This window comes from Sphingomonas aestuarii, from assembly GCF_054457155.1.
Window position 1 is genome coordinate 52,004 of record NZ_JBTKVV010000003.1, and the last position, 21,874, is coordinate 73,877.

Consider the following 21,874-nt stretch of genomic DNA (forward strand, 5'->3'; position numbering starts at 1 on the left):
GCCGGGGGGCGAGTTGGGCGAGGCGGTCGAGCCACTGCCGCTGCCGGTGTCGATGGCAGCGGAGCCAGTTCCTGCGGACGCGGCGGCGAACGAGCCGCTGTTGCTGGTCGCCATCCCCTATAATTTTGCACGCACGTTCGGCACGGTGCTGGTCGATGCCGCCGATGGCCGGGTGTCGGTCGCGCTTCGCGAGGGCGCCGATCCGCGCGCGCTGCTCGAAGTCCGCCGGGTGCTGGGCCGTCCCTTCGATGTCGCGATCGTCGAGCCGCCCGCCTTCGACCAGTTGCTGTCCGACCGTTACTCGCGCGACGGCGGCGCGGCGGCGGAAGTGGCGGGCGCGCTCGCCATCGACAGCGAACTCGATCTGCTCGCGAGCGACCTGCCCACCGCCGACGATCTGCTCGCGTCGGCCGACGATGCGCCCGCGATCCGGCTGGTCAACGGCATCATCGCCGACGCCGCGCGCCAGCAGGTGTCGGACATCCATATCGAGCCGTACGAGACTGGCCTGATCGTGCGGTTCCGCCTGGACGGCGTGCTACGCGAAACGCTGCGGATGCCCGCGCATGTCGCCCCGGTGCTGGTCAACCGGATCAAGGTGATGGCGCGGCTGGACATTGCCGAGCGGCGAATCCCTCAGGACGGGCGGATCAGCCTGTCGCTGGGCGGCAAATTGTTCGACGTGCGCGTCTCCACTCTGCCCGCCCGCGCGGGCGAGCGCGTGGTGCTGCGTATCCTCGACCGCGAAAATGCCGGCATCGACCTCGATGTGCTGGGGATGGACGATCACACGCTCGCCGTCTTCAACGAAGCGTTGGCCGAACCCAATGGCGTGGTGCTGGTCACCGGCCCGACAGGATCGGGCAAGACCACCACGCTCTATGCCGCGCTGCGCCAGCTGAACGACGGCAAGCGCAACATCCTGACCGTCGAAGACCCGGTCGAATATGCCATCGACGGCGTCGGCCAGACCCAGGTCAACGCCAAGGTCGGGCTGAGCTTTGCCAACGGGCTGCGCGCGATCCTGCGTCAGGACCCCGATATCGTGCTGGTCGGCGAAGTGCGCGACCGCGAAACCGCCGACATCGCGGTTCAGGCGTCGCTGACCGGGCATCTGGTGCTGACGACCGTCCATACCAACGACGCGGTCGGGGCGATCACCCGGTTGCGCGACATGAAGGTGGAGCCGTTCCTGCTCGCCTCGACGCTGCGCGCGGTGATCGCGCAGCGGCTGGTGCGCAAGTTGTGCCAGGAGTGCCGGCGTCCGGTTCAGGCATCGGCGCTGGTCGCGTCGCTGATGGGGTTCGAGCCCGGCACCGTGGTTTACGAACCCGATGGCTGCCCGGCGTGCAACGGCACCGGTTATCAGGGGCGCATCGGCGTATATGAAGCGGTCAAGGTCGACGACACGATCCGGCGCCTGATCAACGATGGCGGGGACGAGGCGATCATTGCGCGGCACGCCTTCGTCAACTCGCCGACCCTGGGCGGCGCGGCGCGGCGGATGGCGCGAGCGGGCCTGACCACCGCCGAGGAAGCGATCCGCATCACGCGGCGGAGCGGCGAGGATGGCTGAATATCGCTATCTCGCGATCGATGCCGCGGGCCGCGAGAAGCGCGGATCGGTATCGGCGGCGGACGATGCGGCGGCGCGCGCGGCGCTGATGCGCAAGCGGCTCTATGTCGTATCGGTCGCGCAAGGCGCGGGCGTGGCGGAGCCGCCGCGCGAATCGGGCGCGTCGTTGCTGTCGCAGCTTCGCCTGCGCCGCGAAAAGCTGTCGCAGCGCGAACGCACGGTGTTCACGCGCCAGCTCGCGACCTTGGTGTCGGTCAGCCCGCTTGAGGAAGCGCTGCGCACCATCGCCCGCCAGACCGAAAGCGCGCGCGCCGCCGCGGTGGTCACCCGCGTCCATGCGGGCGTGGTCGAAGGCGCGCGGCTGGCGAGCGCCCTGTCGCGCGAGGGAAAGAGCTTCTCGCCGCTCTACCGCGCGATGGTCGCGGGTGGCGAGGCGAGCGGCGCGCTGCCCGAAATCCTCGAACGCATGGCCGCACTGGAGGAGCGTCAGGCCGAATTGCGCGGCAAGCTGACCGGCACGCTTGCCTATCCGGTGATTCTGGCGATCGTCGCGCTGGGGGTGGTCGCCGCGCTGATGATCCTGGTGGTGCCCAAGGTCGTGTCGCAGTTCGACGATGTCGGCCAGCAATTGCCGCTGGTCACCCGCATTGTCATCGGTCTGTCGGACGTTCTGGCAAGCTGGTGGTGGGCGATCGGCATCGCGCTGGCGCTCGGCCTGCTCGGTTTTGCGCGGGCGCTGGCTCAGCCTGCGTTTCGGTTGCGGTTCGATGGCTGGTTGCTGCGGCTGCCGTTTCTGGGGCGGTTGATCCGCGATCTGCACGCCGCGCGGATGGCGCGGACGCTGGCGACGATGGTCGCCAGCCGCCTGCCGATCCTCGAAGGACTGGCGCTGACCGTCCCCACCATCCGCAACCATGCGCTGCGCGCCGCGACCGAAGCAATCGTCGCCGAAGTGCGCGGCGGCGGCAGCCTGTCGGCGGCGATGCGCCGGGCGGCGATCTTTCCCCCGCTGCTCGTCTATCTCGTCGCCAGCGGCGAAAGCGCCGGGCGGCTCGACCAGATGCTGGAACGCGCCGCCGCGACGCTGGAGCGCGAATTCGACGCCGTCACCTCGGCGCTGATGTCGCTGGTCGAACCCGGCATCATCGTCCTGATGGGCGGCGTGGTCGCGGTCATCGTGCTCGCCATCCTGCTGCCCATCCTCGAACTCCAGAATCTTGCAAGCGTATGAGGTGTGTCATGTCCCCCCGCCCCCAACCGTCATTCCAGCGGAAGCTGGAATCTCAGGCCGACGCTCCCGACGATAGAGATGCCAGCCTGAGCAGCCATGATGAGAAAGAAGCCGAAGCTGGCTTCACGCTGGTCGAACTGATGGTGGTCATCGTCATCCTCGGCCTGCTGACCACGCTCGTCGTCATCAACGTGATGCCCAGTCAGGATCTGGCGATGCGCAAGAAAGCGGAGGCCGATATCGCGACCATCGGCCAGGCGCTGGAGATGTACCGCGTGTCGAACATGACCTATCCGACCAGCGCACAAGGGCTGGCGGTGCTGGCGGGGCAAAGCGGCACGATCCGTCGCCTGCCCGACGATCCCTGGGGTCGGCCCTATCAATACGCCAATCCGGGGCCGAATGGCGGGGTGGACGTGTATTCGCTGGGGGCCGATGGCCAGCCCGGCGGCGAAGGCGAGAATGCCGATATCCGTCTCGCCCAGTGATGTTGTGGAGATGTCGAACCCACCCGCGCTTACCCTAAGCCTGTCGAAGGATGAGGGCGCGGCGACGCATGGGATCGCCCAACAGGGATTCACGCTGGTCGAGCTGATGGTCGTGCTGGTGCTGATCGGGCTGGCGGCAAGCGTAGTCATGCTCGCGGCACGCGGACCCGACGCGGCGGCGGGGGACGAGGCCGCGCGGCTGGCGCTCAGGATCGCGGGCGCGCGCGACCGCGCGATCGTTGATGGGCGATCGACGCGGGTCGAGTTCGTCGCCGACGGTTACCGCTTCGCCCAGCGAAGCGGCGGCGAATGGGTGACGGTGACCGATCGGGGGCTGCGCGCGACGACCTTGCCGAGTGGCGTGACGCTGGGCGCGAGCCGGGCGATGCTGGGGTTCGACAGCGGCGGGCTGCCCGATGCGCCGGTCGATGTGGTGCTACGCGCGGACGAGGCGCGGGTGACCGTGCGCGTCGATGCAGCGGGGGGCGTCGATGTCGTTCGCTGATACGCGCATCCCGGACCCGTTCGTTTCGAGCGAAGTCGAGAAACGCAAGCCAGGCGCTTGTGGGCGTTTCTCGACTTCGCTCGAAACGAACGGGGGGGGTGAGCATGGCTTTACTCTTGTCGAACTGCTGGTCGCGCTCGCGCTGTTCTCGATCGCCGGCCTCGCCCTGCTCAAGCTGCAAGGCGTCACGCTCGCCAGCACCGGCGCGATCGACCGGCAACTGGTCGCGAGCATCGTCGCGCAGAACATCGCGACCGATGCGTTGACCGACGCGGCCCCGCCCGCGGTGGGGGCAAGCGGCGGGGTCGAGCGCAGCATGGGCGTCGACTGGGCATGGCGCCGGGTGGTGACGCGCACCGCCGATCCCCGGATGCTGCGGGTGGATGTGGCGGTGGTGCAGGACGGACGGACGCTTGCCGGGACGACGGTCGTGCGGCTGGGGGCGGTGCGGTGAGCCACCGTGCGCGCCCCACATCTCCCGTCACTCGGGAACACGGCTTCACGTCGCTTGTGCGTTCCGCCGAACACGGCTTCACGCTGGTCGAAATGATGGTCGCACTGGTCATCTTCGGATTGCTGGCATCGGCGGGGACGGCGCTGCTCGTCTCCAGCGTCGACGCGCAGGGCGTCGTTGCCGAGCGGCTCGACCAGTCGGCGGGGTTGCGGCGCATCCACGCGCTGGCCATGCAGGACATGGGCGCCGCGCTGATGCGGCCGGTGCGCGGAAGCGGCGGTGACCTTCCCGCCTTCGAGCCACAGGCGGGAACGCGGATCTTCGCATTGACGCGGGGTGGTGTGGGCGGCGGAGAGAGCGCCGACCCGCGTCCGACCGTGCGGCGCGTCACCTGGCGGCTCGACCAGGGGCGGCTGACGCGTGCGGTCGCCGACGGCGCGGACAGCCGATCCGAAGGGGCACCCGTGACGCTCGCCGACAATGTCGCCGCGGTTGCGCTGCGCTATCGCAGCGACGGCAACTGGCAGGACGCATGGCGCCCGACCGATGCGCGGCAATTGCCGCAGGCGGTCGAGATCGCGGTGACCTTTGCCGATGGACGGGTCGCGCCGATGCGCCTGCCCGTGGGACCGGGCCAGTGACGCCCCCTCCCCGCGAACAGGGCGTCGCGCTGCTCAGCGTGCTGCTCATCATCGGCCTGATGGCGGTGGTGTCGGCGGCGATGCTCGACCGGATCGTCGTCGCCTCGCATCTGGCGGCGAACGCGGGCGTGCAGGCGCGTGCGCACGGCTATGCCCAGGCGGTCGAGACGATCGCGCGGGTGCGGATCGGCGATGCGATGCAGGCCGGGCAATTGCCGCCCGAATGGCAGACGCGCCCGCTGGGCTTTCGCGTGCCCGAAGGGATTGCGGTCGCGCGGCTCAGCGATGGCGGCAATTGCCTGAACGTCAATTCGGTCGTGATCGAGGACCGGGCGACCGGCACGACCACCGCCAACCCGGAAGGGATCGAGCAGTTCGCCAACCTCGCCGCGCTGCTGGGCGTGCCGCGCGCGCGCGGCGTGCAGATCGCGACGGCGGTCGCCGACTGGATCGATAGCGACGCGGTGCCGATGGCCGGCGGCAGCGAGGGCGAAGCGAACGGCCTGCTCCCGCCCAATCGCCTGATCGACGATCCCAGCGAGATTGTCGGCGTTCCGGGCATGACTCCCGAAATTGCCGCGCGGCTGCTGCCGTGGATGTGCGCGTTGCCGACGGGCGGGTTGTCCCCGATCAACATCGACACCGTGTCGCCCGATCGGGCCGAGTTGTTCGCGATGCTCGGGCGGCGCGGCCTGACCGTCGCCACCGCACGGTCGATCCTGAGCGCGCGGCCTGCACAGGGGTTTCAGACGGTTCAGGTCGTCCGCCAGCTTCCGGCGCTCGCCGGGGTCGAGATGACCGATGGCGCGTGGAGCCAGCTTCAGGTACGCCCGCGCTGGTTCGACTTGCAGATCACCGTCCAACTCGCCGGAGCCGAATTGAACCAGCAGATTCTGATCGATGGCCAGGATGCGCCCGCGCGCGTCGTCCGGCGCAACCGGTTCGAGCCATGAGCGAGAGCCTGCTGGTCCTGTTCCCCGGCACGCCCGGCGAAGCGCTGCCCTGGTCGCTGTGGCGCGACGGCGTGCTGATCGGCGAAGGCGTGGGGAGCGACGTCGCCGATGCGGTCGCGGCGCTGGAGCCGCCGCCCAAGGTCGCGGCGATCGTGCCCGCCGCCGATGCGCCGCTCTACCGCATCGAATTGCCCGACCTTGCGCCCGCTCAGGCGCGGGCCGCCGCCATGTTGATCGCTGCGGAAAATGCCGCCGCGCCCGCCGACACGCTGCACGTCGCGTTGGGGCCGAAGGCGGAGGACGGCGCGCGGATGGCGGCGGTCGTGGCCAGCGCGCGGATGATCGAATGGATCGCAATCTGCCGCGCGAGGGGGTTCGATCCGCGCCACATCGTCCCGGCCAGCGCGCTGTTGCCTGCGCCCGATGACGGCTTCCTAGCCGCGGAAATCGGGGGCGAGAAGCTGCTGCGTGGGCGCGAATGCGCGATGGTCGACGATGCGGCGACGCGGCTGATCGTCGGCGACGCCAATGTCGAGCCGGTCGCAGTGCCTCCGCTCGATCGCGCAATCGAGATGGCGGCGGTCGATCTGGCTCAGGGGCCGTTCGCGCCTCGCAGGCGGATGACGATCGACTGGAAACGCTTGCGACGCGTGGGCCTGTTCGCAGGCGCGGCCGCAGTGCTGTGGGTTGGCGCTGGCCTCGTCGATCTCGTCAAGCTGAACGCGGCGACCGATGCGCTTGAGGTCCGCGCGGTGGCGGTGGCGACGCCGCTGCTCCCCGGTGAGACGATTCGCGAGCCGCTGGCCCAATTGCGCGCCGCCAATGTCGCGCGCGGCGACGGCAGCGCCGAATTGCTGGCGATGCTCGCCGCCACCCAGCGCGCGCTCGCCGACATCCCCGATGCGGCGCTGACGGGCATCGGCTGGACCGGCGACGGCGCCCTCACCGCCAGTGTTCGCGCGCCAAGCCCCGAAGCGCTGGCGCAAGTGGTGAACGCGCTGCGCGCGCAGGGCTTCGTCGTGCCCGACGCCGCGCCGCAAAGCGCAGTCGATGGCCAACGCGCCGAATTGAGGATCAGCCGATGAGCGACGCGGTGCGGCTATGGTGGAAGGCGCGTAGCCTGCGCGAGCAACGCCTGCTGATCGTGATGGCGGCGCTGGCGATCGTCGTCATCGTCTGGCTGGGCATGTTGCGTCCGCTGTCCGACGCTCGCGCCGAGGCCCGCAAGCGGCATGGCGACACGCTGGTCGCGGTCGCGCAGATCGAGGCGGAAGCGGCTCGGTTGAGGGCGCTTCCTGCTCGATCGGCACCGAGCGGCGCGCCGATCGACGTTGTCCGTGCCGAGGCCGACGCCATCGCGATCACGCCGTCGCTGGTCCAGCCGGACGGCGGGGGGGTGCGCGTCGATATTCCGGTGATCGGTGCGCAGGCGCTGTTCACGCTGATCGACCGGATGCGCGCGCGCGGACTGTCGGTCGATACGCTGGCCGCGCGGCCGGAGGCGGGCGGATCGCTGGTGGTGACGATGCGGCTGGTGCCGACGGGAGGGCCGGCATGAGGTGGCGGATGACGATCCCGCGCTGGGGGCTGCTCGCGCTGCTGGTGCTCGCCGCGCTGGTCGCGCTGTTTCCGATGCGCGTGGCGATGGACCTGATCGGTCTCGATCGCGCCGGGTTCACCGCCCGCGAAGTGCGCGGCAGCGTGTGGAATGCGAGCCTGAGCGAAGCGCAGTTCGGTGGCGCGGCGCTGGGTGATGTCGATGCCAGCCTGTCGCCACTGCCCCTGCTGCTGGGTCGCGCGCAGGTCAACCTTTCCAACCCGACCGGGCTGAACGGTCGCGTGACGGTCGCCCGCCGATCGGTCGAGGCGGACATCGACCAGGCGTTGCTCGAAGGGTTTCCGGCGCTCGGCGCAGTCCGCATCGGCGCGCTGCGGCTGAGCGGCGTGGCCGTCAAGTTCGTCGACGGCCAGTGCGTCGAGGCGGGGGGCAATGTCAGCGCGGTCGTGACCTTGCCCTGGGCGGAGGGCGCGATCCCGCCGCTCGACGCGCGCATCCGCTGCGATGCGGGCGCGCTGCTGCTGCCGCTGGCCAGTGCGGGCGGCGCGGAACGGCTGGAACTGCGCGTCCACGGCGACCGCCGCGTCCAGGCGCGCGCAGTGGTGAGCCGCGTGCCGGCGATGCTGGTGCCGTTGCTGGGCGCGGCCGGATTCCGCGTTGCGGGCGATACGCTGGCGATCGAGCGCGAATGGACGCTCGGCGAGGGTTAGGCGTTATTGCGCGAGCAGCGCACTCGCCTGCGCCTGGCCCTGATCGCGGACGGCTTTCGCCTGCGCTTCGGCCTTTTCCTTCACCAGCTCGGCTTCCTGTTTCAGCGCGTCGCTGCGCACCTTGGCCATTTGCGCGTCGTAGCTTCCGCCGACGCCGCTCGCATTGACCATTTCCGCCGCTTGCGATTCGAGCGCGGCGGCGCGGTTGTTGGCTTCCGCTTCGATCTGGTCGGCCTGCGCTTCGGCGGCATCCTTGATGCGATCGGCTTCCTGTTGCTGCGGGGTGGGCTCAGCGCACGCGGCAAGCGTCAGGCCGAACGCCGCCAGCGCGGCAAGGGGAACGAAACGGGCCAAGGCAATTCTCCTTCGAATTCGTGCTAGCGCAACCCACAAGCGCAGGGAAGGTTCATCGCGCGCAGGGCTTCGCTTCGTCGCACGCCTGGCCTACAGCAGCCGCACCGATGATCGCGCGCCTGTCTTTGACCGATTTCCGCAACCATGCCGACAGCGTGATCGCCGCGCCGCCGGGATTCGTGGTGCTGGCGGGCGACAATGGCGCGGGCAAGACCAATGTGCTGGAGGCGCTGTCGCTGCTGGCGCCGGGGCGGGGGCTGAGGCGTGCAAGCCTGTCCGACATGGCGCGGCAGGGCGGCGGGGGCGGGTTCGGGATCGCGGCGACGCTGGCCGACGGGGTGGTGATCGGCACGGGAACGCTGGGCGAGGCTCCCGATCGACGGGTGGTGCGGGTGGACGGCGTCGCGACCCCGGCGACGGCGCTGGCCGAGCGCGTGTCGATCCTGTGGCTGACCCCGGCGATGGACCGGCTGTTCGTCGAGGCGGCAGGCGAGCGGCGGCGGTTCCTCGACCGGCTGACGCTTGCGCTTGCCCCCGGCCATGCGCACCATGCCGCGCGCTACGAAGCGGCGATGCGACAGCGCAACCGCTTGCTGGGGGAGGGCGTCGCCGATCCCGACTGGCTGGCGGCGCTGGAGGCGCGGATGGTCGAACATGGCGCGGCACTGGATGCCGAGAGGCGAGCGACGGTTTCGGCACTGTCCGAGCGGCTGGCCGGGGTCGAGAGCGATGCCTTTCCGCGCGCCGTGCTGGCGATTGGAGGCTGGTCGGGATCGTCCGACCAATTGCTTCAAGAACTCGCCAGCGGTCGCGTGCGCGATGCGGCGGCGGGGCGCACGCTTGCGGGTCCGCACCGGATCGACCTGGCGGTCACTCACCACGAAAAGGACCAGCCCGCCGCGCTTGCCTCGACCGGCGAGCAGAAGGCGCTGCTGCTCGGCATCCTGCTCGCCCATGCCGAACTGGTCGCCGATCGCACCGGGCGTCCGCCGGTGCTGCTGCTGGACGAGGTCGCCGCCCATCTCGACCCGGCGCGTCGCCACGCGCTGTTCGACCGGCTGGCGGGGCGGGGGCAGGTGTGGATGACCGGCACCGAAGCGCGGCTGTTCGACGGCGTGCCAGGCGATGCGCTGCGGCTGGAAGTTGCGTGCGGAAGGATCGACCCGCGCTGATTTGCGTTGCCGTTCCGAAACAAAATCCAATCGAAGGAAATCCATGCCCCGCGCGACGCCCGCCAAACTCGACATCCGCGAAGCCCGGCCCAGGGACATTCCGGGCATCCTGAAGCTGATCGAGACGGTCTATCCCGGCTGGGACAGCTATACGACCGGCATGATCCGGGGGCAGATCAACAACTTCCCCGAAGGCCAGTTCGTCGCGGTCTATGAAGGCGAAATCGTCGGTTACTGCGCGTCGATGCGGATCGACGAGGAACTGGCGCTGTCTGCGCATGACTGGGAATCGATCACCGGCAACGGGTTCGGCAGTCGCCACGATCCGACGGGCGACTGGCTCTACGGTTACGAACTCGCGGTATCGAACCAGCAGCGCGGGCTTCGGATCGCGCGGCGGCTGTACGAAGCGCGCCGCACCCTGGTCGAGCGGCTGGAACTGAAGGGCGTCGCGTTCGGCGGGCGGATGCCGAATTACCGGCGCAACGCCAGGAAGGTCGATAGCCCCGAGGACTATATCGAGCAGGTGCGCGAGGGGAAATTGCGCGACCCGGTGCTCAATTTCCAGATCGCCAACGGCTTCAACCCTATCGGGGTGCTCCCCGGATACCTGCCCGAGGACAAGGCGTCGGGGTCGTTCGCGGCGCATATGGTGTGGCGCAACCCCTATGTCGATCCTGACGAGCGCCCGCAGCACCGCGTGCCGCGCGATATCGAAAGCGTGCGGCTGGCGACCTGTCAGTTGCAGGCGCGGCCGGTGAAGGATTTCGACGAGTTCATCCGCAACATCGAATATTTCGTCGATGTGGCATCTGGCTATCGCAGCGATTTCGTGGTGTTCCCCGAACTGTTCACCCTGTCTCTATTGTCGTTCGAAAAGCGCGACCTGACGCCGATGGAGGCGATCGACCGGCTGACCGAGCACAGAAAGCCGCTGGTCGACAAGTTGAGCGAGATGGCGCTGTCCTACAACATCAACATCGTTGCCGGATCGCACCCGACGCGCACCGATGACGGCGAGATCCAGAACGTCGCCTATGTCTGTCTGCGCGACGGCTCGGTGCACGCGCAGGAGAAGATCCACCCGACCCCCAACGAAGCCTATTGGTGGAAGATCAAGGGCGGGGACGGGGTGGACGTGATCCAGACCGATATCGGGCCGATCGGCGTGCTGATCTGTTATGACAGCGAATTTCCCGAACTGGCGCGGCGGCTGGTGGACGAAGGTGCGCGGATCATCTTCGTACCGTTCTGCACCGACAATCGCCAGGGCTATATGCGGGTGCGCTACTGCGCGCAGGCGCGCGCGATCGAGAACCAGTGCTTCGTCGTGATGTCGGGCAATGTCGGCAACCTGCCCGGCGTCGACAATATGGATATCCAGTACGCGCAGTCGTGCATCCTGACGCCGTGCGATTTTCCGTTTGCGCGCGACGGCATCGCGGCGGAGGCGAGCGAGAATATCGAGACGCTGACGATCGCCGACGTGAACCTGGCCGACCTGACCTGGGCGCGGGCGGAAGGGACGGTCCGCAACCTGACCGATCGGCGGTTCGATCTCTATCGCATTGCCTGGTCGAAGAAACCGCGTGGCGGAAAGGCACAGCAGCCGCATGGGCGGCCGATGGAGCAGAAGGGGCCGGGTGGGGGTTGAGTCACTCGCCTCTTCCCCTTCGTCATTGCGAGCGTAGCGAAGCAATCCAGCCTTCCCGCAAGATGCACTGGATTGCTTCGCTAACGCTCGCAATGACGGTCTTGAGTGTGGTGAAGGCAATTACCCCGCTGGCGGGATGACCCGGTCGATGCGATAGACAATGCCGTTGCGGGCCATGACGGGCTCGCCGACGATGCGCGGGCCGTCTTCGCTGGTGCCGATCACGACTGAATCGCCCTGACGGCGCAACGCCAGCGGCTGTGCGCCCATCGTCGCGAGCTGGCCGGTGCCGCCTTCGGCTGCCAGCCCGCGCATCATGTCGTCGCGCGCGACATAGCCGGGTGAGATGTGCTGGCTGATGAGTGCGATCGCCTGAGGGCGGCCCGCTTCCGTCGAGAGCGCGGTGCGCTGATCTTCGGGCAAGCTCTCGAACGCGTCGTTGACGGGCAGGAATAGCGTGTAGCTGCCGACGCCGTTCAGCGTCCGCTCCAGCCCGGCCGATTTCAGCAGCCCGGTCGCGGTGGACAGGTCGCTCTGGCTGCCCAGCGCCGCCAGAATGTTGCTGTCGCTTTGCGCGGCTTCGGCGACATTGTTCGCGGGCGCATCGTCGCCGCATGCCGCCAGCGTCAACGCAGCGCCACCCAGCGCCGCGACCATGAGTTTCCGCATCCCTCTCGCTCCCCTTTTTATACGATCAGTTCGATTGCCTGCTGGATCAGCCGCGTCGTCGGATCGACTTCGTACACATAGCCGTCGCTGTAGCGGTACATCGCATCGTCGCTGTCGACATAGCGGTCGCGATAATCGAGCGGGACGTTGTAGAAATCATAGCCCGCGGGCATTTGCTGGCCGATGCCCCAGCTGTCGCCGGTCAGCAGTCCGGCAATCCCCTGAATGCCCTGCGTCTGGGGATCGACCGCGAAGATCGCGCCATCGGCGTAGCGATAGTCATAGGCGTCGTCATAGCCGTAGAAACGGTCATAATATTGCGGCACGTCGTAATTCTCATAGCCGCCGGGCCATTGGTTGCCCGCGAACAACGCGCCACCCAGCAGCGGCAGAAAGCTGCCGATCAGATTCGACGAGCGATCGACGCCGTACAGATAGCCATTGTCATAGCGCCAATCGTAGCGATCGTCGGGCTGCCAGCTGCGATAGCCCCACCATTGCTGATAAGGTTCGCGATCGTCCGCCAGCCGCCGCGCCTGTCCGGGGGGCAGGCAGCCAGTGCCCTGGCGCGCGAGGCCCGGGGGACAGCCCTGGATATAGGCGGGGGCCGAATAGACGTAGCGCCCGCGGTCGTAGCGGCGGATCGGCTGCCAATCGTCGCGGTCGCCGCGCGACCAGCGGATACCGGGACCGCGATTGGAGTCGACGATGCGGACACGGCGATCGCCTTCCCAGGCGCGCTTGCCCTTGGGCGCGGCGTCGCGGCCTTTTGCCCGGTCGCCCTTTCCGCGATCGTCGGTGACGCGGACATATTCGGGACCGCCGCGTTCGCGCGCAAAGTCCGGTCGGCGATCATCGCCGCGTCGCTCCGCCCTGTCGCGTCCCTGATTTCCCTTGCCGCGCGCATCGTCACGGCCCCGATCGGCGCGCTGTTCGCGGACGCGGTCATTGCCCTTTGCTTGCGGCGGTCCGCCGCGATCGTTGCCGCGCGCCTGCGGAGGTCCGCCGCGGTCGCCGCCCTTCGAGGGAGGGCCGGCGCGTTCGCCACCGCCCTTGCCCGGCGGGCCGTCGCCGCCCTTGCCCTGCTGCGAAAGCGCGGGGGCGGCGATGCCGAGCGCGGCGACGCCGGCGAGGAGGAACAGGTTACGCATTGCGACTCTCCGTACCGATCACGGCGTCTTCAACGTGGCGGGCGGCGAAATCGTTCCGGGGGCGTGCCATTGACAAATCGGGCGATTGCGCTCATATGCCGCACCGCAGCGCGGCTTTTTGCAGCGTGATCGGGCGGATTGCCGCCCAGGCTCGTCTCGCTGCCCACCGGCTTCCCTAGTCACGCGGGTCGTCATTTTTGACCCCGTCCCCTCGTGCGCCCGGCGCACGCGGAGCCGCACTGTTTTTTCAAGGAATATCATGACGTTTGCAAAACTCGGCCTGTCCAAGGCCGTTCTCGACGCGCTTGCGGCGAAGAACTACGACACTCCCACCCCGATCCAGCAACAGGCGATCCCGACCTTGCTCGACGGCCAGGATCTGCTCGGCATCGCGCAGACCGGCACCGGCAAGACCGCGGCGTTCATGCTGCCGTCGATCGACAACCTCATCAAGGCGAACGAGCGGCGCAAGCCGATGCGCTGCCGGATGCTGGTGCTCGCCCCGACGCGCGAACTGGCCAGCCAGATCGCCGACAGCGCGCGCACCTATGCCAAATTCACCAAGCTGACCGTCGCCACCGTGTTCGGCGGGGTGCCGATCGCGCGCAATCGCCGCGATACCTCGGCTGGCGTCGATATTCTCGTCGCGACTCCGGGCCGGTTGATGGACCTGATCGAACAGCGCTGCATGAGCCTGTCCGACGTCGAAATCCTGGTGCTGGACGAAGCCGACCAGATGCTCGACCTGGGCTTCATCCACACGCTCAAGAAGATCGTGACGATGCTGCCCAAGGCGCGCCAGACGCTGTTCTTTTCCGCGACCATGCCGACGTCGATCCGCGAGCTTGCCGACAAGTTCCTGACCGATCCGGCCGAAGTGCGCGTTGCGCCTGCATCGACCACCGCGGAGCGCGTCGATCAGTTCGTGACCTTCATCAACCAGGCGGAAAAGCAGATCCTGCTGACGATGTTCTTTCAGAACAACAAGATCGACCGCGCGCTGGTGTTCACCCGGACCAAGCATGGCGCCGACCGCGTCGTGAAGCTGCTGGCGTCGAACGGCATCGCGTCGAACGCGATCCACGGCAACAAGTCGCAGCCGCAGCGCGAAAAGGCGCTGGCCGAATTCCGCGCGGGCAAGGTGCCGATCCTGGTCGCCACCGACATCGCGGCACGCGGGATCGACGTCAGCGGCGTCAGCCATGTCGTCAATTTCGAACTGCCCAACGTCGCCGAACAATATGTCCACCGCATCGGTCGCACCGCGCGTGCCGGTGCCGACGGCATCGCCTTTGCCTTCTGCGCCGATGACGAGCGGCCCTATCTGAAGAGCATCGAGAAACTGACGCGCCAGAAGATCGAGGTCGTGCCGCTGCCCGCCAATTTCCAGGCGCAGGCAGAAGCCGTGAAGTCGAGCCGCGTCGGCCCGATCCCGGCGGAACGTCCCGATCGCGGACCGCGTGGCGGACGTCGTCAGGAACAAGGCCCGCGCCGTCCGCGCGCGACCCATTCGGCCAAGCCTGCGGGTCAGGGTCGCCCCGGCGGCGGTCGTGGTCGCGGTGGTCGCGGTCGTGGCGGCGGCGGGCGTTCGAGCGCACAGGCCTAAATCCCAGCGGATCGGCGTGCACGGCTGGATCATCCTCGACAAGCCGCTTGGCCTGGGCTCGACGCAGGGCGTGAGCGCGGTCAAGCGGGCGTTGCGCGACGGGGGATACCCGAAGCGCAAGGTCGGGCATGGCGGGACGCTCGACCCGCTCGCGACCGGCGTGCTGCCGATCGCGGTCGGAGAGGCGACCAAGCTGGCCGGGCGGATGCTCGATGCGTCCAAGGTGTATGACTTCACCGTGCGGTTTGGCGAGCAGACCGATACGCTGGATGCCGAAGGGCGGGTGATCGCGACCAGCGATGTGCGCCCGACTCTGGCTGCCGTCGAGGCGGTGTTGCCGCGCTTTACCGGTGCGATTGCGCAGGTGCCGCCGGCCTATTCGGCGCTGAAGGTCGATGGCGAGCGGGCCTATGATCTGGCGCGCGCGGGCGAGGATGTGGTGCTCGCGACGCGGGAGGTGACGGTTTTCGCACTTCATTCCTCCCCCATTGGGGGAGGTGGCGCGCGAAGCGCGACGGAGGGGGCTGGCCACAAAGCGCAGCGTTTGGGGCGTTCCCCCTCCACCAGCTTCGCTGGTCCCCCTCCCCCGATGGGGGAGGAATTGAGTGAGATCACTCTCACCGCCCATGTCTCCAAAGGCACCTATATCCGCTCACTCGCGCGCGATATCGCCATAGCGCTCGGCACGGTCGGTACCGTCACCCTGTTGCGGCGCGTCAAAGCCGGGCCGTTCGAGCTGTCATCCGCGATATCGCTGGACAAACTGGGCGAATCCGCTAAGGACCGCGCGCTTGAGGACATTCTCCTGCCGTTGAGGGCGGGGCTGGACGACATCCCGGCTCTACCCCTCTCCCCCGACCAGGCAGGGCTGCTCAGACAAGGGCGGGTCCTGGTCGGGATCGCTGCTGACGATGGCCACTATTTCGCGTGTACCGGGACCAAACCGATCGCGCTGGTAGAAGCCAGGGCCCATGAGGTTCGCGTCGTCCGCGGTTTCAACCTCTGATTTGAAAGGATGACGATGTCGATCACTCAGGAGCGCAAGGACGCGCTTGTCAAGGAACATGGCCGTGGCGACGGCGACACCGGCAGCACCGAAGTTCAGGTCGCGATCCTGACCGAGCGCATCGCCAACCTGACCGAGCATTTCAAGACCCACGCGAAGGACAATCATTCGCGCCGCGGTCTGCTGATGCTGGTCAACAAGCGCCGCAGCCTTCTCGACTATCTGAAGAAGAAGGACGCGCAGCGTTACACCGATCTCATCGCGAAGCTGGGTCTTCGCAAGTAACGCAATCGTTCGGCCCGCTTCGGCGGGCCGTTTACGTATTGCCTTGTCCCCGCGAAGGCGGGGATTAAGAGTTTCAGGCGCGACGCTTGTTACTCCTGGGCTCCCGCCTGATGCGGGAGCACAAGCGGGACGAGACAATTCGGTCGAGTCCCACGAGCCAATACTGGCTCCCTCATAGGCCCTCCGCGTGATCGGCACGCGGAGAGTGAAGGAAATCAAATGTTCGACATCAAGAAAGTAGACATCGAGCTGGGCGGAAAGACCCTCACGCTCGAAACCGGGCGCGTTGCCCGCCAGGCCGACGGCGCGGTGATCGCGACGCTTGGCGAAACCGTCGTCCTCTGCGCGGTCACCGCCGCGCGCTCGGTGAAGGAAGGCCAGGATTTCTTTCCGCTGACCGTTCACTATCAGGAAAAATATTCGGCAGCAGGCCGCATCCCCGGCGGCTTCTTCAAGCGCGAGCGCGGTGCAACCGAAAAGGAAACGCTGACCAGCCGCCTGATCGACCGTCCGATCCGTCCGCTGTTCCCCGAAGGGTTCTACAACGAAATCAACGTCATCGCCCAGGTGCTGAGCTATGACGGCGAAAACGAGCCCGACATCGTCGCGATGATCGCGGCATCGGCGGCGCTGACCATTTCGGGCGTGCCCTTCATGGGTCCGATCGGCGCGGCGCGCGTCGGTTACGAAAATGGCGAATACATCCTCAATCCGACGCTGGAACAGGTGAAGGGCGGCGAACTCGACCTGGTCGTTGCCGCTACCGGCGACGCGGTGATGATGGTCGAATCCGAAGCCAAGGAATTGCCGGAAGACGTCATGCTGGGCGCGGTCATCTTCGCGCACGACGCGGCGAAGAAGGTCGTGAACGCGATCATCGACCTCGCCGAAAAGGCGGCGAAGGACCCGTGGGAACTCGCCCCCGTTGCCGACAAGTCGGCTGCGATGGACCGCTTGCGCGGCCTGATCGGTGACGATCTGGCGGCGGCCTACAAGCTGACCGACAAGCAGGCGCGCCAGAACGCGATCAATGACGCGCGCACCAAGGCGCGCGACGCGCTCGCCGACCTCAAGGAAAGCGATCCCGAGCAGTATCTGGGCACGCTGAAGCTGGTGAAGAAGCTCGAGGGCGAAATCGTCCGCACCGCGATCCTGAAGGAAGGCCGCCGCATCGACGGTCGCGACACCAAGACGGTGCGCCCGATCGAGGCGATGGTCCATTTCCTGCCGCGCGCGCACGGTTCGGCGCTGTTCACCCGCGGCGAAACGCAGGCGATCTGCACCACCACGCTCGGCACCAAGGATGCGGAACAGATGATCGACGGCCTGAACGGCCTGTCGTACGAGCGCTTCCTGCTCCACTATAACTTCCCGCCCTATTCGGTCGGCGAAGTCGGGCGCTTCGGTGCGCCGGGTCGTCGCGAGGTCGGCCACGGCAAGCTCGCATGGCGCGCGCTGCACCCGGTGCTGCCGTCGATGGACGAGTTTCCGTACACGATCCGCGTGTTGTCGGACATCACCGAGTCGAACGGTTCGTCGTCGATGGCGACGGTGTGCGGCGGTTCGCTGTCGATGATGGATGCGGGCGTGCCATTGAAGCGTCCGGTGTCGGGCATCGCGATGGGCCTGATCCTCGAAGGCAAGGATTATGCCGTCATCTCCGACATTCTGGGTGACGAAGATCACCTCGGCGACATGGACTTCAAGGTCGCGGGCACGTCGGAAGGCATCACCACGATGCAGATGGACATCAAGATTGCGGGCATCACGCGCGAAATCTTTGAAGTCGCACTGAACCAGGCCAAGGAAGGCCGCGCGCACATCCTGGGCGAGATGGCCAAGGCGCTGAGCGACACCCGGACCGAACTGTCGGCGCACGCGCCACGGATCGAGACGATGCAGATCGACAAGTCGAAGATCCGCGACGTCATCGGCACCGGCGGCAAGGTGATCCGCGAGATCGTCGCGACGACGGGCGCCAAGGTCGACATCGACGACGAAGGCCTGATCAAGGTGTCGTCGTCCGACCTCAGCCAGATCGAAGCCGCGATGAACTGGATCAAGGGCATCGTCGAGGAAGCCGAAGTCGGCAAGATCTACAACGGCAAGGTCGTCAACCTCGTCGATTTCGGGGCGTTCGTGAATTTCATGGGCGGCAAGGACGGGCTCGTCCACGTCTCCGAAATCAAGAACGAGCGCGTCGAGAAGGTCTCCGACGTCCTGAGCGAAGGCCAGGACGTCAAGGTCAAGGTGCTGGAGATCGATCCGCGCGGCAAGGTTCGCCTGTCGATGCGCGTCGTCGATCAGGAAACCGGTGCCGAGCTGGAAGACACGCGCCCCGCACGCGAACCGCGCGAACGCGGTGATCGTGGCGACCGCGGTCCGCGCCGTGACGGCGGTGACCGTGGTGGTCGCGGTGGCGATCGCGGGCCGCGTCGCGACGGCGGCGGTGACCGCGGTCCGCGTGGCGGGGATCGGGGCGACCGCGCCCCGCGCCTCGAAAAGCGCGATGACGATGGCGGCGATATCGGCCTGCCGTCGTTCATCACCGAGAATTGATCTCGCACGATCGTTTTGGTGAATAATCGGGAAAGGGGTCTGGTTTCAGGCCCCTTTTTCGTTACGGCCTTGATCCGCTTTGTGGCGCGAGGCTAGGCTGACGCTAAAGGGTTGGTGCGCGGGGCACTCCTTTCTGTTCTGGATGCGAATGAACGAAGACCGTATCCAGACGAGCCATTGGCTCGAACGCCTGCCGATCGCGCAAGGCCGCCCGCTGGCGGCGTTTGCGGCGACGTGCGGGCTGATCGCGGGGGCGTATTTCCTGCGGGTGATCGCGGCACCGTGGCTGCCGCCGGGCTTTCCCTACGTCACCTTCTTTCCGGCGGTCATCATCGCATCGTTCCTGTTCGGGGTGCGGATGGGGGTGTTCGCCGGGATCCTGTGCGGACTGCTGGCCTGGTATTTCTTCATCCCGCCGCTGGAAAGTTTCCGGCTGGGGTCGGGGGCGGTCGTCGCGCTTGCATTCTACATTCTGGTGATCGGCACCGACCTGCTCATCCTCCACTGGCTGCAACGCACCAACAACCGGCTGGCCGACCAGCGCGAGATCAACCGCAGGCTGGCGGAGACGCGCGCGCTGCTGTTCGGCGAATTGCAGCACCGGGTCTCGAACAACCTTCAGGTCGCCGCCGGGCTGCTCGCGCTGTCGAAGCGGCGGGTGAGCGAGGCCGAGGGCAAGGCGGCGATCGACGAAGCGTCCCGCCGCCTGGCGCTGATCGGGCGGATCAGCCGCCAGCTTTACGACGCGGGCGGGGCAACGCGGTCGATGCGCGAATTTCTGGAGCCGCTATGCGCCGACGTGATCGACGCCAGCGGGCGAAAGGGCATCCGCTGCACCGTCAATGTCGCCGACGATGCGCCTTTGTCATCGGATGCGGCGATCCCGCTGGCGCTGATCGTGGCCGAGGCCATGGCCAACGCGATCGAACACGGTTTTGCGGATCGCGAACACGGCCTGATCGAGGTCGAGTTGACCCGCGACGGCGAGCGGGTGGTGCGGGTCGACGTGCGCGACGACGGCCACGGCTTGCCGCAAGGGTTCGAGATCGAGGCATCGAACAGCCTGGGCCTGCGCATCGCGACGATGCTGGCGGCGCAGTTGAATGGCCGGTTCGAACTGCTGGCGGGCAAGGGCACGACCGCGCGGTTGTCGCTGCCGGTATAAGCGGTTTCGCAGTCGCAGCATTCAGGCTTGTAATTCCAGCGATGCTGGCGCAATAGCGCCTGCATTCGACGGACTCGACCGGAGCAAGGCTCCGTGACGGGTGGCTCGGCCCGGCGCCTATCCCCGGGACAACCGGCACATTCGCTGCCGTAGCCATATTCGGACCTTCCATGACCAATCTCGCCACGCTTCGCCGCGACTGGCTTTCCAATCCGCGTGCGGAGATTCTCGCGGGAATCGTCGTCGCGCTGGCGCTGATCCCCGAGGCGATCGGCTTTTCGATCATCGCCGGGGTCGATCCGCGCGTCGGGCTCTATGCCTCGGTGGCGATCGCGATCGTCATTTCGTTCACCGGCGGGCGTCCGGGGATGATTTCCGCCGCCACGGCGGCGGTCGCGGTGCTCGTGATCCCGCTGGTCCGCGATCACGGCGTCGAATATCTGCTTGCCGCCAGCATCCTGATGGGGGTGATCCAGATCATCGCCGGTCTGCTCCGCCTCGACCTGGTCATGCAGTTCGTGTCGCGATCGGTCATCACCGGCTTTGTCAACGCGCTCGCCATCCTGATCTTCATGGCGCAGCTGCCGCAGCTGATCGGCGTGACGTGGCACGCCTATGCGATGATCGCGGGCGGGCTCGCGATCATCTATCTGTTGCCGCGCGTAACCAAGGCCGTGCCGTCGCCGCTGGTCGCGATCCTGATCCTGTCGGGGCTGAGCATCTATCTGGCGCTGCCGGTCAACACGGTCGGCGACATGGGCGAGCTGCCCGAAGGGCTGCCGTTCCTGGCGATCCCGCAAGTGCCGTTCACCTGGGAAACGCTGCGGATCATCCTGCCCTATTCGCTGACGATGGCGGCGGTTGGGCTGCTCGAATCGCTGCTGACCGCGCAGATCGTCGACGACATGACCGATACCGACAGCGACAAGCGCCGCGAATGCGCGGGGCAGGGCAGCGCCAACATCGTCAGCGCCTTTTTCGGCGGCATGGGCGGGTGCGCGATGATCGGCCAGTCGGTCATCAACGTGACGTCGGGCGGGCGTGGGCGCTTATCGACCTTCGTCGCGGGCAGTTTCCTGCTGTTCCTGCTGGTCGTGCTGGGGCCGTGGGTCGGCCAGATTCCGATGCCCGCGCTGGTCGCGGTGATGATCATGGTGTCGATCGGCACGTTCAGCTGGAATTCGATCCCCAATCTGCGCCGTCATCCCTGGCCGTCGTCGGCGGTGATGCTGACGACCGTGATCGTCGTCGTGGCGACGCACGACCTGTCGCTCGGCGTGTTGGCGGGGGTCTTGCTGTCCGGCATCTTCTTCGCGGGCAAGGTGCGGCGTATGTTCACGGTCGAGCGGCATGTCTCCGCCGACGGCGCGCTTGCGACCTATGTGGTCAAGGGACAGCTGTTCTTCGCCTCGGTCGACCGGTTCGAACGGGTGTTCAAGGGCGAGGAAAGCGCGCCGATGGTGATGATCGACATGACCCAGGCGCATTTCTGGGACATTTCCGCGGTCGGCGCGCTCGACAAGGTGGTCGCGCGGCTGCGGCGCGAGGGCAAGGCGGTTGAGATGGTGGGATATAACCGCGCAAGCGCCGACATCGTCGATCGCTTCGCGCTGCACGACAAGACCGGTGTGGAGATGGGCGTGGTGCCGCATTGAGGAAGCAAGTGCGGAGCGTCCGTTGCCCGGTGCTCCGCGCTTTCGACCGAAAGTGCCGGGGGTTCTGTTGCCCGGCCCCCCGGCGGCCGCTGGAATCCCCTTCTGTTGCCCGGTGGGGTCCGACCGCGCTTTTGTAAGAGTAACTTCAGGCCGTTAGGCCCTTAGTTACGCTGCAATCGCGAGTGCTTCGTTATCGTTGGCACTTGTGTAATGGGCCGTTGCGGTGGTCCCATTCCGAGCGAAAACGGCGCCTTTCAACACACGTCGATCCTGGTTCGGCCCCATCAGCGCCGCTGAACCGATCGTCGACACGCTTGGATATCGTGCCGCCGAGCGGCTCAGCTCCGGTGGTGGAGCCGCCGGGTACTGCCCCCGGGTCCGCTGTGCCTATTGTACGCCGCGATTTATCGCCATAGCCGGGCGAACCCGGCACGACCGATATAGGCGCTTTGATCTGTCTCGAAAAGGGGTGCCGGTTCAGA

General features: G+C 67.2%; 21 protein-coding genes, 1 other RNA gene and 1 other annotated feature. Of the genes, 18 read left to right on the forward strand and 4 right to left on the reverse strand.

The window, feature by feature from the left end; genetic code table 11:
• The first annotated feature begins 52 nt into the window (after window positions 1-52).
• Genes gspE through gspN form a run of 10 tightly spaced genes read left to right on the forward strand, consistent with a single transcriptional unit; the run spans window position 53 to window position 8,116 of the window.
• Window positions 53-1,576, forward strand: a complete 1,524-nt coding sequence (gene gspE, locus ACX0GZ_RS06120) for a type II secretion system ATPase GspE (protein ID WP_458815239.1) — start codon at window positions 53-55, stop codon at window positions 1,574-1,576.
• Window positions 1,569-2,807 carry a type II secretion system inner membrane protein GspF gene (gene gspF / locus ACX0GZ_RS06125; protein ID WP_458814438.1) on the forward strand — a complete coding sequence of 413 codons (1,239 nt, stop codon included), beginning with the start codon at window positions 1,569-1,571 and terminating at the stop codon, window positions 2,805-2,807. The genes gspE and gspF overlap by 8 nt, the downstream gene beginning before the upstream one ends.
• 8 nt (window positions 2,808-2,815) lie before the next feature.
• Window positions 2,816-3,295, forward strand: coding sequence for a type II secretion system major pseudopilin GspG (gene gspG / locus ACX0GZ_RS06130; protein WP_458814440.1), 480 nt, complete (start codon window positions 2,816-2,818; stop codon window positions 3,293-3,295).
• A 10-nt stretch (window positions 3,296-3,305) separates the two neighbouring features.
• Window positions 3,306-3,800, forward strand: coding sequence for a GspH/FimT family pseudopilin (locus tag ACX0GZ_RS06135; protein WP_458814442.1), 495 nt, complete (start codon window positions 3,306-3,308; stop codon window positions 3,798-3,800).
• A complete protein-coding gene (gene gspI, locus ACX0GZ_RS06140) occupies window positions 3,787-4,254 on the forward strand; it encodes a type II secretion system minor pseudopilin GspI (protein ID WP_458814444.1) in 468 nt (155 codons plus the stop codon). The genes ACX0GZ_RS06135 and gspI overlap by 14 nt, the downstream gene beginning before the upstream one ends.
• A gap of 56 nt (window positions 4,255-4,310) precedes the next feature.
• The gene (gene gspJ / locus ACX0GZ_RS06145) at window positions 4,311-4,895 is read left to right on the forward strand and encodes a type II secretion system minor pseudopilin GspJ (protein WP_458814446.1); all 585 of its coding nucleotides are present in this window, start codon (window positions 4,311-4,313) and stop codon (window positions 4,893-4,895) included.
• Window positions 4,892-5,848 carry a type II secretion system minor pseudopilin GspK gene (gspK, locus tag ACX0GZ_RS06150; RefSeq protein ID WP_458814448.1) on the forward strand — a complete coding sequence of 319 codons (957 nt, stop codon included), beginning with the start codon at window positions 4,892-4,894 and terminating at the stop codon, window positions 5,846-5,848. Before gspJ ends, gspK begins: the two co-directional genes overlap by 4 nt.
• Complete coding sequence (gene gspL / locus ACX0GZ_RS06155; RefSeq protein WP_458814450.1) at window positions 5,845-6,933, forward strand: type II secretion system protein GspL; 1,089 nt, start codon at window positions 5,845-5,847, stop codon at window positions 6,931-6,933. Before gspK ends, gspL begins: the two co-directional genes overlap by 4 nt.
• Window positions 6,930-7,406, forward strand: a complete 477-nt coding sequence (gspM, locus tag ACX0GZ_RS06160; protein WP_458814452.1) for a type II secretion system protein GspM — start codon at window positions 6,930-6,932, stop codon at window positions 7,404-7,406. The genes gspL and gspM overlap by 4 nt, the downstream gene beginning before the upstream one ends.
• Window positions 7,403-8,116 carry a type II secretion system protein N gene (gspN, locus tag ACX0GZ_RS06165; RefSeq protein ID WP_458814454.1) on the forward strand — a complete coding sequence of 238 codons (714 nt, stop codon included), beginning with the start codon at window positions 7,403-7,405 and terminating at the stop codon, window positions 8,114-8,116. Before gspM ends, gspN begins: the two co-directional genes overlap by 4 nt.
• A 3-nt stretch (window positions 8,117-8,119) precedes the next feature.
• On the opposite strand, the gene ACX0GZ_RS06170 is transcribed toward gspN, so the two are convergent.
• Window positions 8,120-8,470: a hypothetical protein gene (locus ACX0GZ_RS06170; protein ID WP_458814456.1), complete on the reverse strand. Its 351-nt coding sequence runs from the start codon at window positions 8,468-8,470 to the stop codon at window positions 8,120-8,122.
• Between the two features lie 107 nt (window positions 8,471-8,577).
• Here ACX0GZ_RS06170 and recF point away from each other — a divergent pair, with 107 nt between their 5' ends.
• Together recF and ACX0GZ_RS06180 are read left to right on the forward strand one after the other, a co-directional pair.
• On the forward strand, window positions 8,578-9,642 hold the full coding sequence (gene recF, locus ACX0GZ_RS06175) for a DNA replication/repair protein RecF (RefSeq protein ID WP_458814458.1): 1,065 nt from the start codon (window positions 8,578-8,580) through the stop codon (window positions 9,640-9,642).
• Window positions 9,643-9,685: 43 nt separating this feature from the next.
• On the forward strand, window positions 9,686-11,296 hold the full coding sequence (locus ACX0GZ_RS06180; protein ID WP_458814460.1) for a GNAT family N-acetyltransferase: 1,611 nt from the start codon (window positions 9,686-9,688) through the stop codon (window positions 11,294-11,296).
• A 120-nt stretch (window positions 11,297-11,416) separates the two neighbouring features.
• On the opposite strand, the gene ACX0GZ_RS06185 is transcribed toward ACX0GZ_RS06180, so the two are convergent.
• Both ACX0GZ_RS06185 and ACX0GZ_RS06190 read right to left on the reverse strand, forming a co-directional pair.
• Window positions 11,417-11,965, reverse strand: coding sequence for a fasciclin domain-containing protein (locus ACX0GZ_RS06185; protein WP_458814462.1), 549 nt, complete (start codon window positions 11,963-11,965; stop codon window positions 11,417-11,419).
• A gap of 17 nt (window positions 11,966-11,982) precedes the next feature.
• Window positions 11,983-13,116 (reverse strand): hypothetical protein, encoded by a 1,134-nt coding sequence (locus ACX0GZ_RS06190; RefSeq protein ID WP_458814464.1) that lies wholly within the window; start codon window positions 13,114-13,116, stop codon window positions 11,983-11,985.
• A gap of 259 nt (window positions 13,117-13,375) precedes the next feature.
• On the opposite strand from ACX0GZ_RS06190, the gene ACX0GZ_RS06195 reads away from it, so the two are divergent.
• The 6 genes from ACX0GZ_RS06195 (at window position 13,376) to ACX0GZ_RS06220 (ending at window position 21,392) form a co-directional block, all read left to right on the forward strand.
• Window positions 13,376-14,722 (forward strand): DEAD/DEAH box helicase, encoded by a 1,347-nt coding sequence (locus ACX0GZ_RS06195; protein ID WP_458814466.1) that lies wholly within the window; start codon window positions 13,376-13,378, stop codon window positions 14,720-14,722.
• Window positions 14,723-14,738: 16 nt separating this feature from the next.
• Complete coding sequence (truB, locus tag ACX0GZ_RS06200; protein ID WP_458814468.1) at window positions 14,739-15,728, forward strand: tRNA pseudouridine(55) synthase TruB; 990 nt, start codon at window positions 14,739-14,741, stop codon at window positions 15,726-15,728.
• Window positions 15,729-15,743: 15 nt separating this feature from the next.
• Window positions 15,744-16,013 (forward strand): 30S ribosomal protein S15, encoded by a 270-nt coding sequence (gene rpsO, locus ACX0GZ_RS06205; RefSeq protein WP_458814470.1) that lies wholly within the window; start codon window positions 15,744-15,746, stop codon window positions 16,011-16,013.
• A gap of 219 nt (window positions 16,014-16,232) precedes the next feature.
• Complete coding sequence (pnp, locus tag ACX0GZ_RS06210) at window positions 16,233-18,572, forward strand: polyribonucleotide nucleotidyltransferase (RefSeq protein ID WP_458814472.1); 2,340 nt, start codon at window positions 16,233-16,235, stop codon at window positions 18,570-18,572.
• A 148-nt stretch (window positions 18,573-18,720) separates the two neighbouring features.
• Entirely contained in the window at window positions 18,721-19,737 is a 1,017-nt protein-coding gene (locus tag ACX0GZ_RS06215) for a sensor histidine kinase (protein ID WP_458814474.1), read from the forward strand.
• A gap of 67 nt (window positions 19,738-19,804) precedes the next feature.
• Window positions 19,805-19,871 (forward strand) — a sequence feature (sul1 is cis-regulatory element that is thought to sense ions involved in sulfur or methionine metabolism; They are found in Alphaproteobacteria).
• A 36-nt stretch (window positions 19,872-19,907) separates the two neighbouring features.
• Window positions 19,908-21,392 carry a SulP family inorganic anion transporter gene (locus ACX0GZ_RS06220; protein WP_458814476.1) on the forward strand — a complete coding sequence of 495 codons (1,485 nt, stop codon included), beginning with the start codon at window positions 19,908-19,910 and terminating at the stop codon, window positions 21,390-21,392.
• 90 nt (window positions 21,393-21,482) lie between these two features.
• On the opposite strand, the gene ssrA is transcribed toward ACX0GZ_RS06220, so the two are convergent.
• Window positions 21,483-21,862: a transfer-messenger RNA gene (ssrA, locus tag ACX0GZ_RS06225) on the reverse strand.
• Window positions 21,863-21,874: the final 12 nt, after the last annotated feature.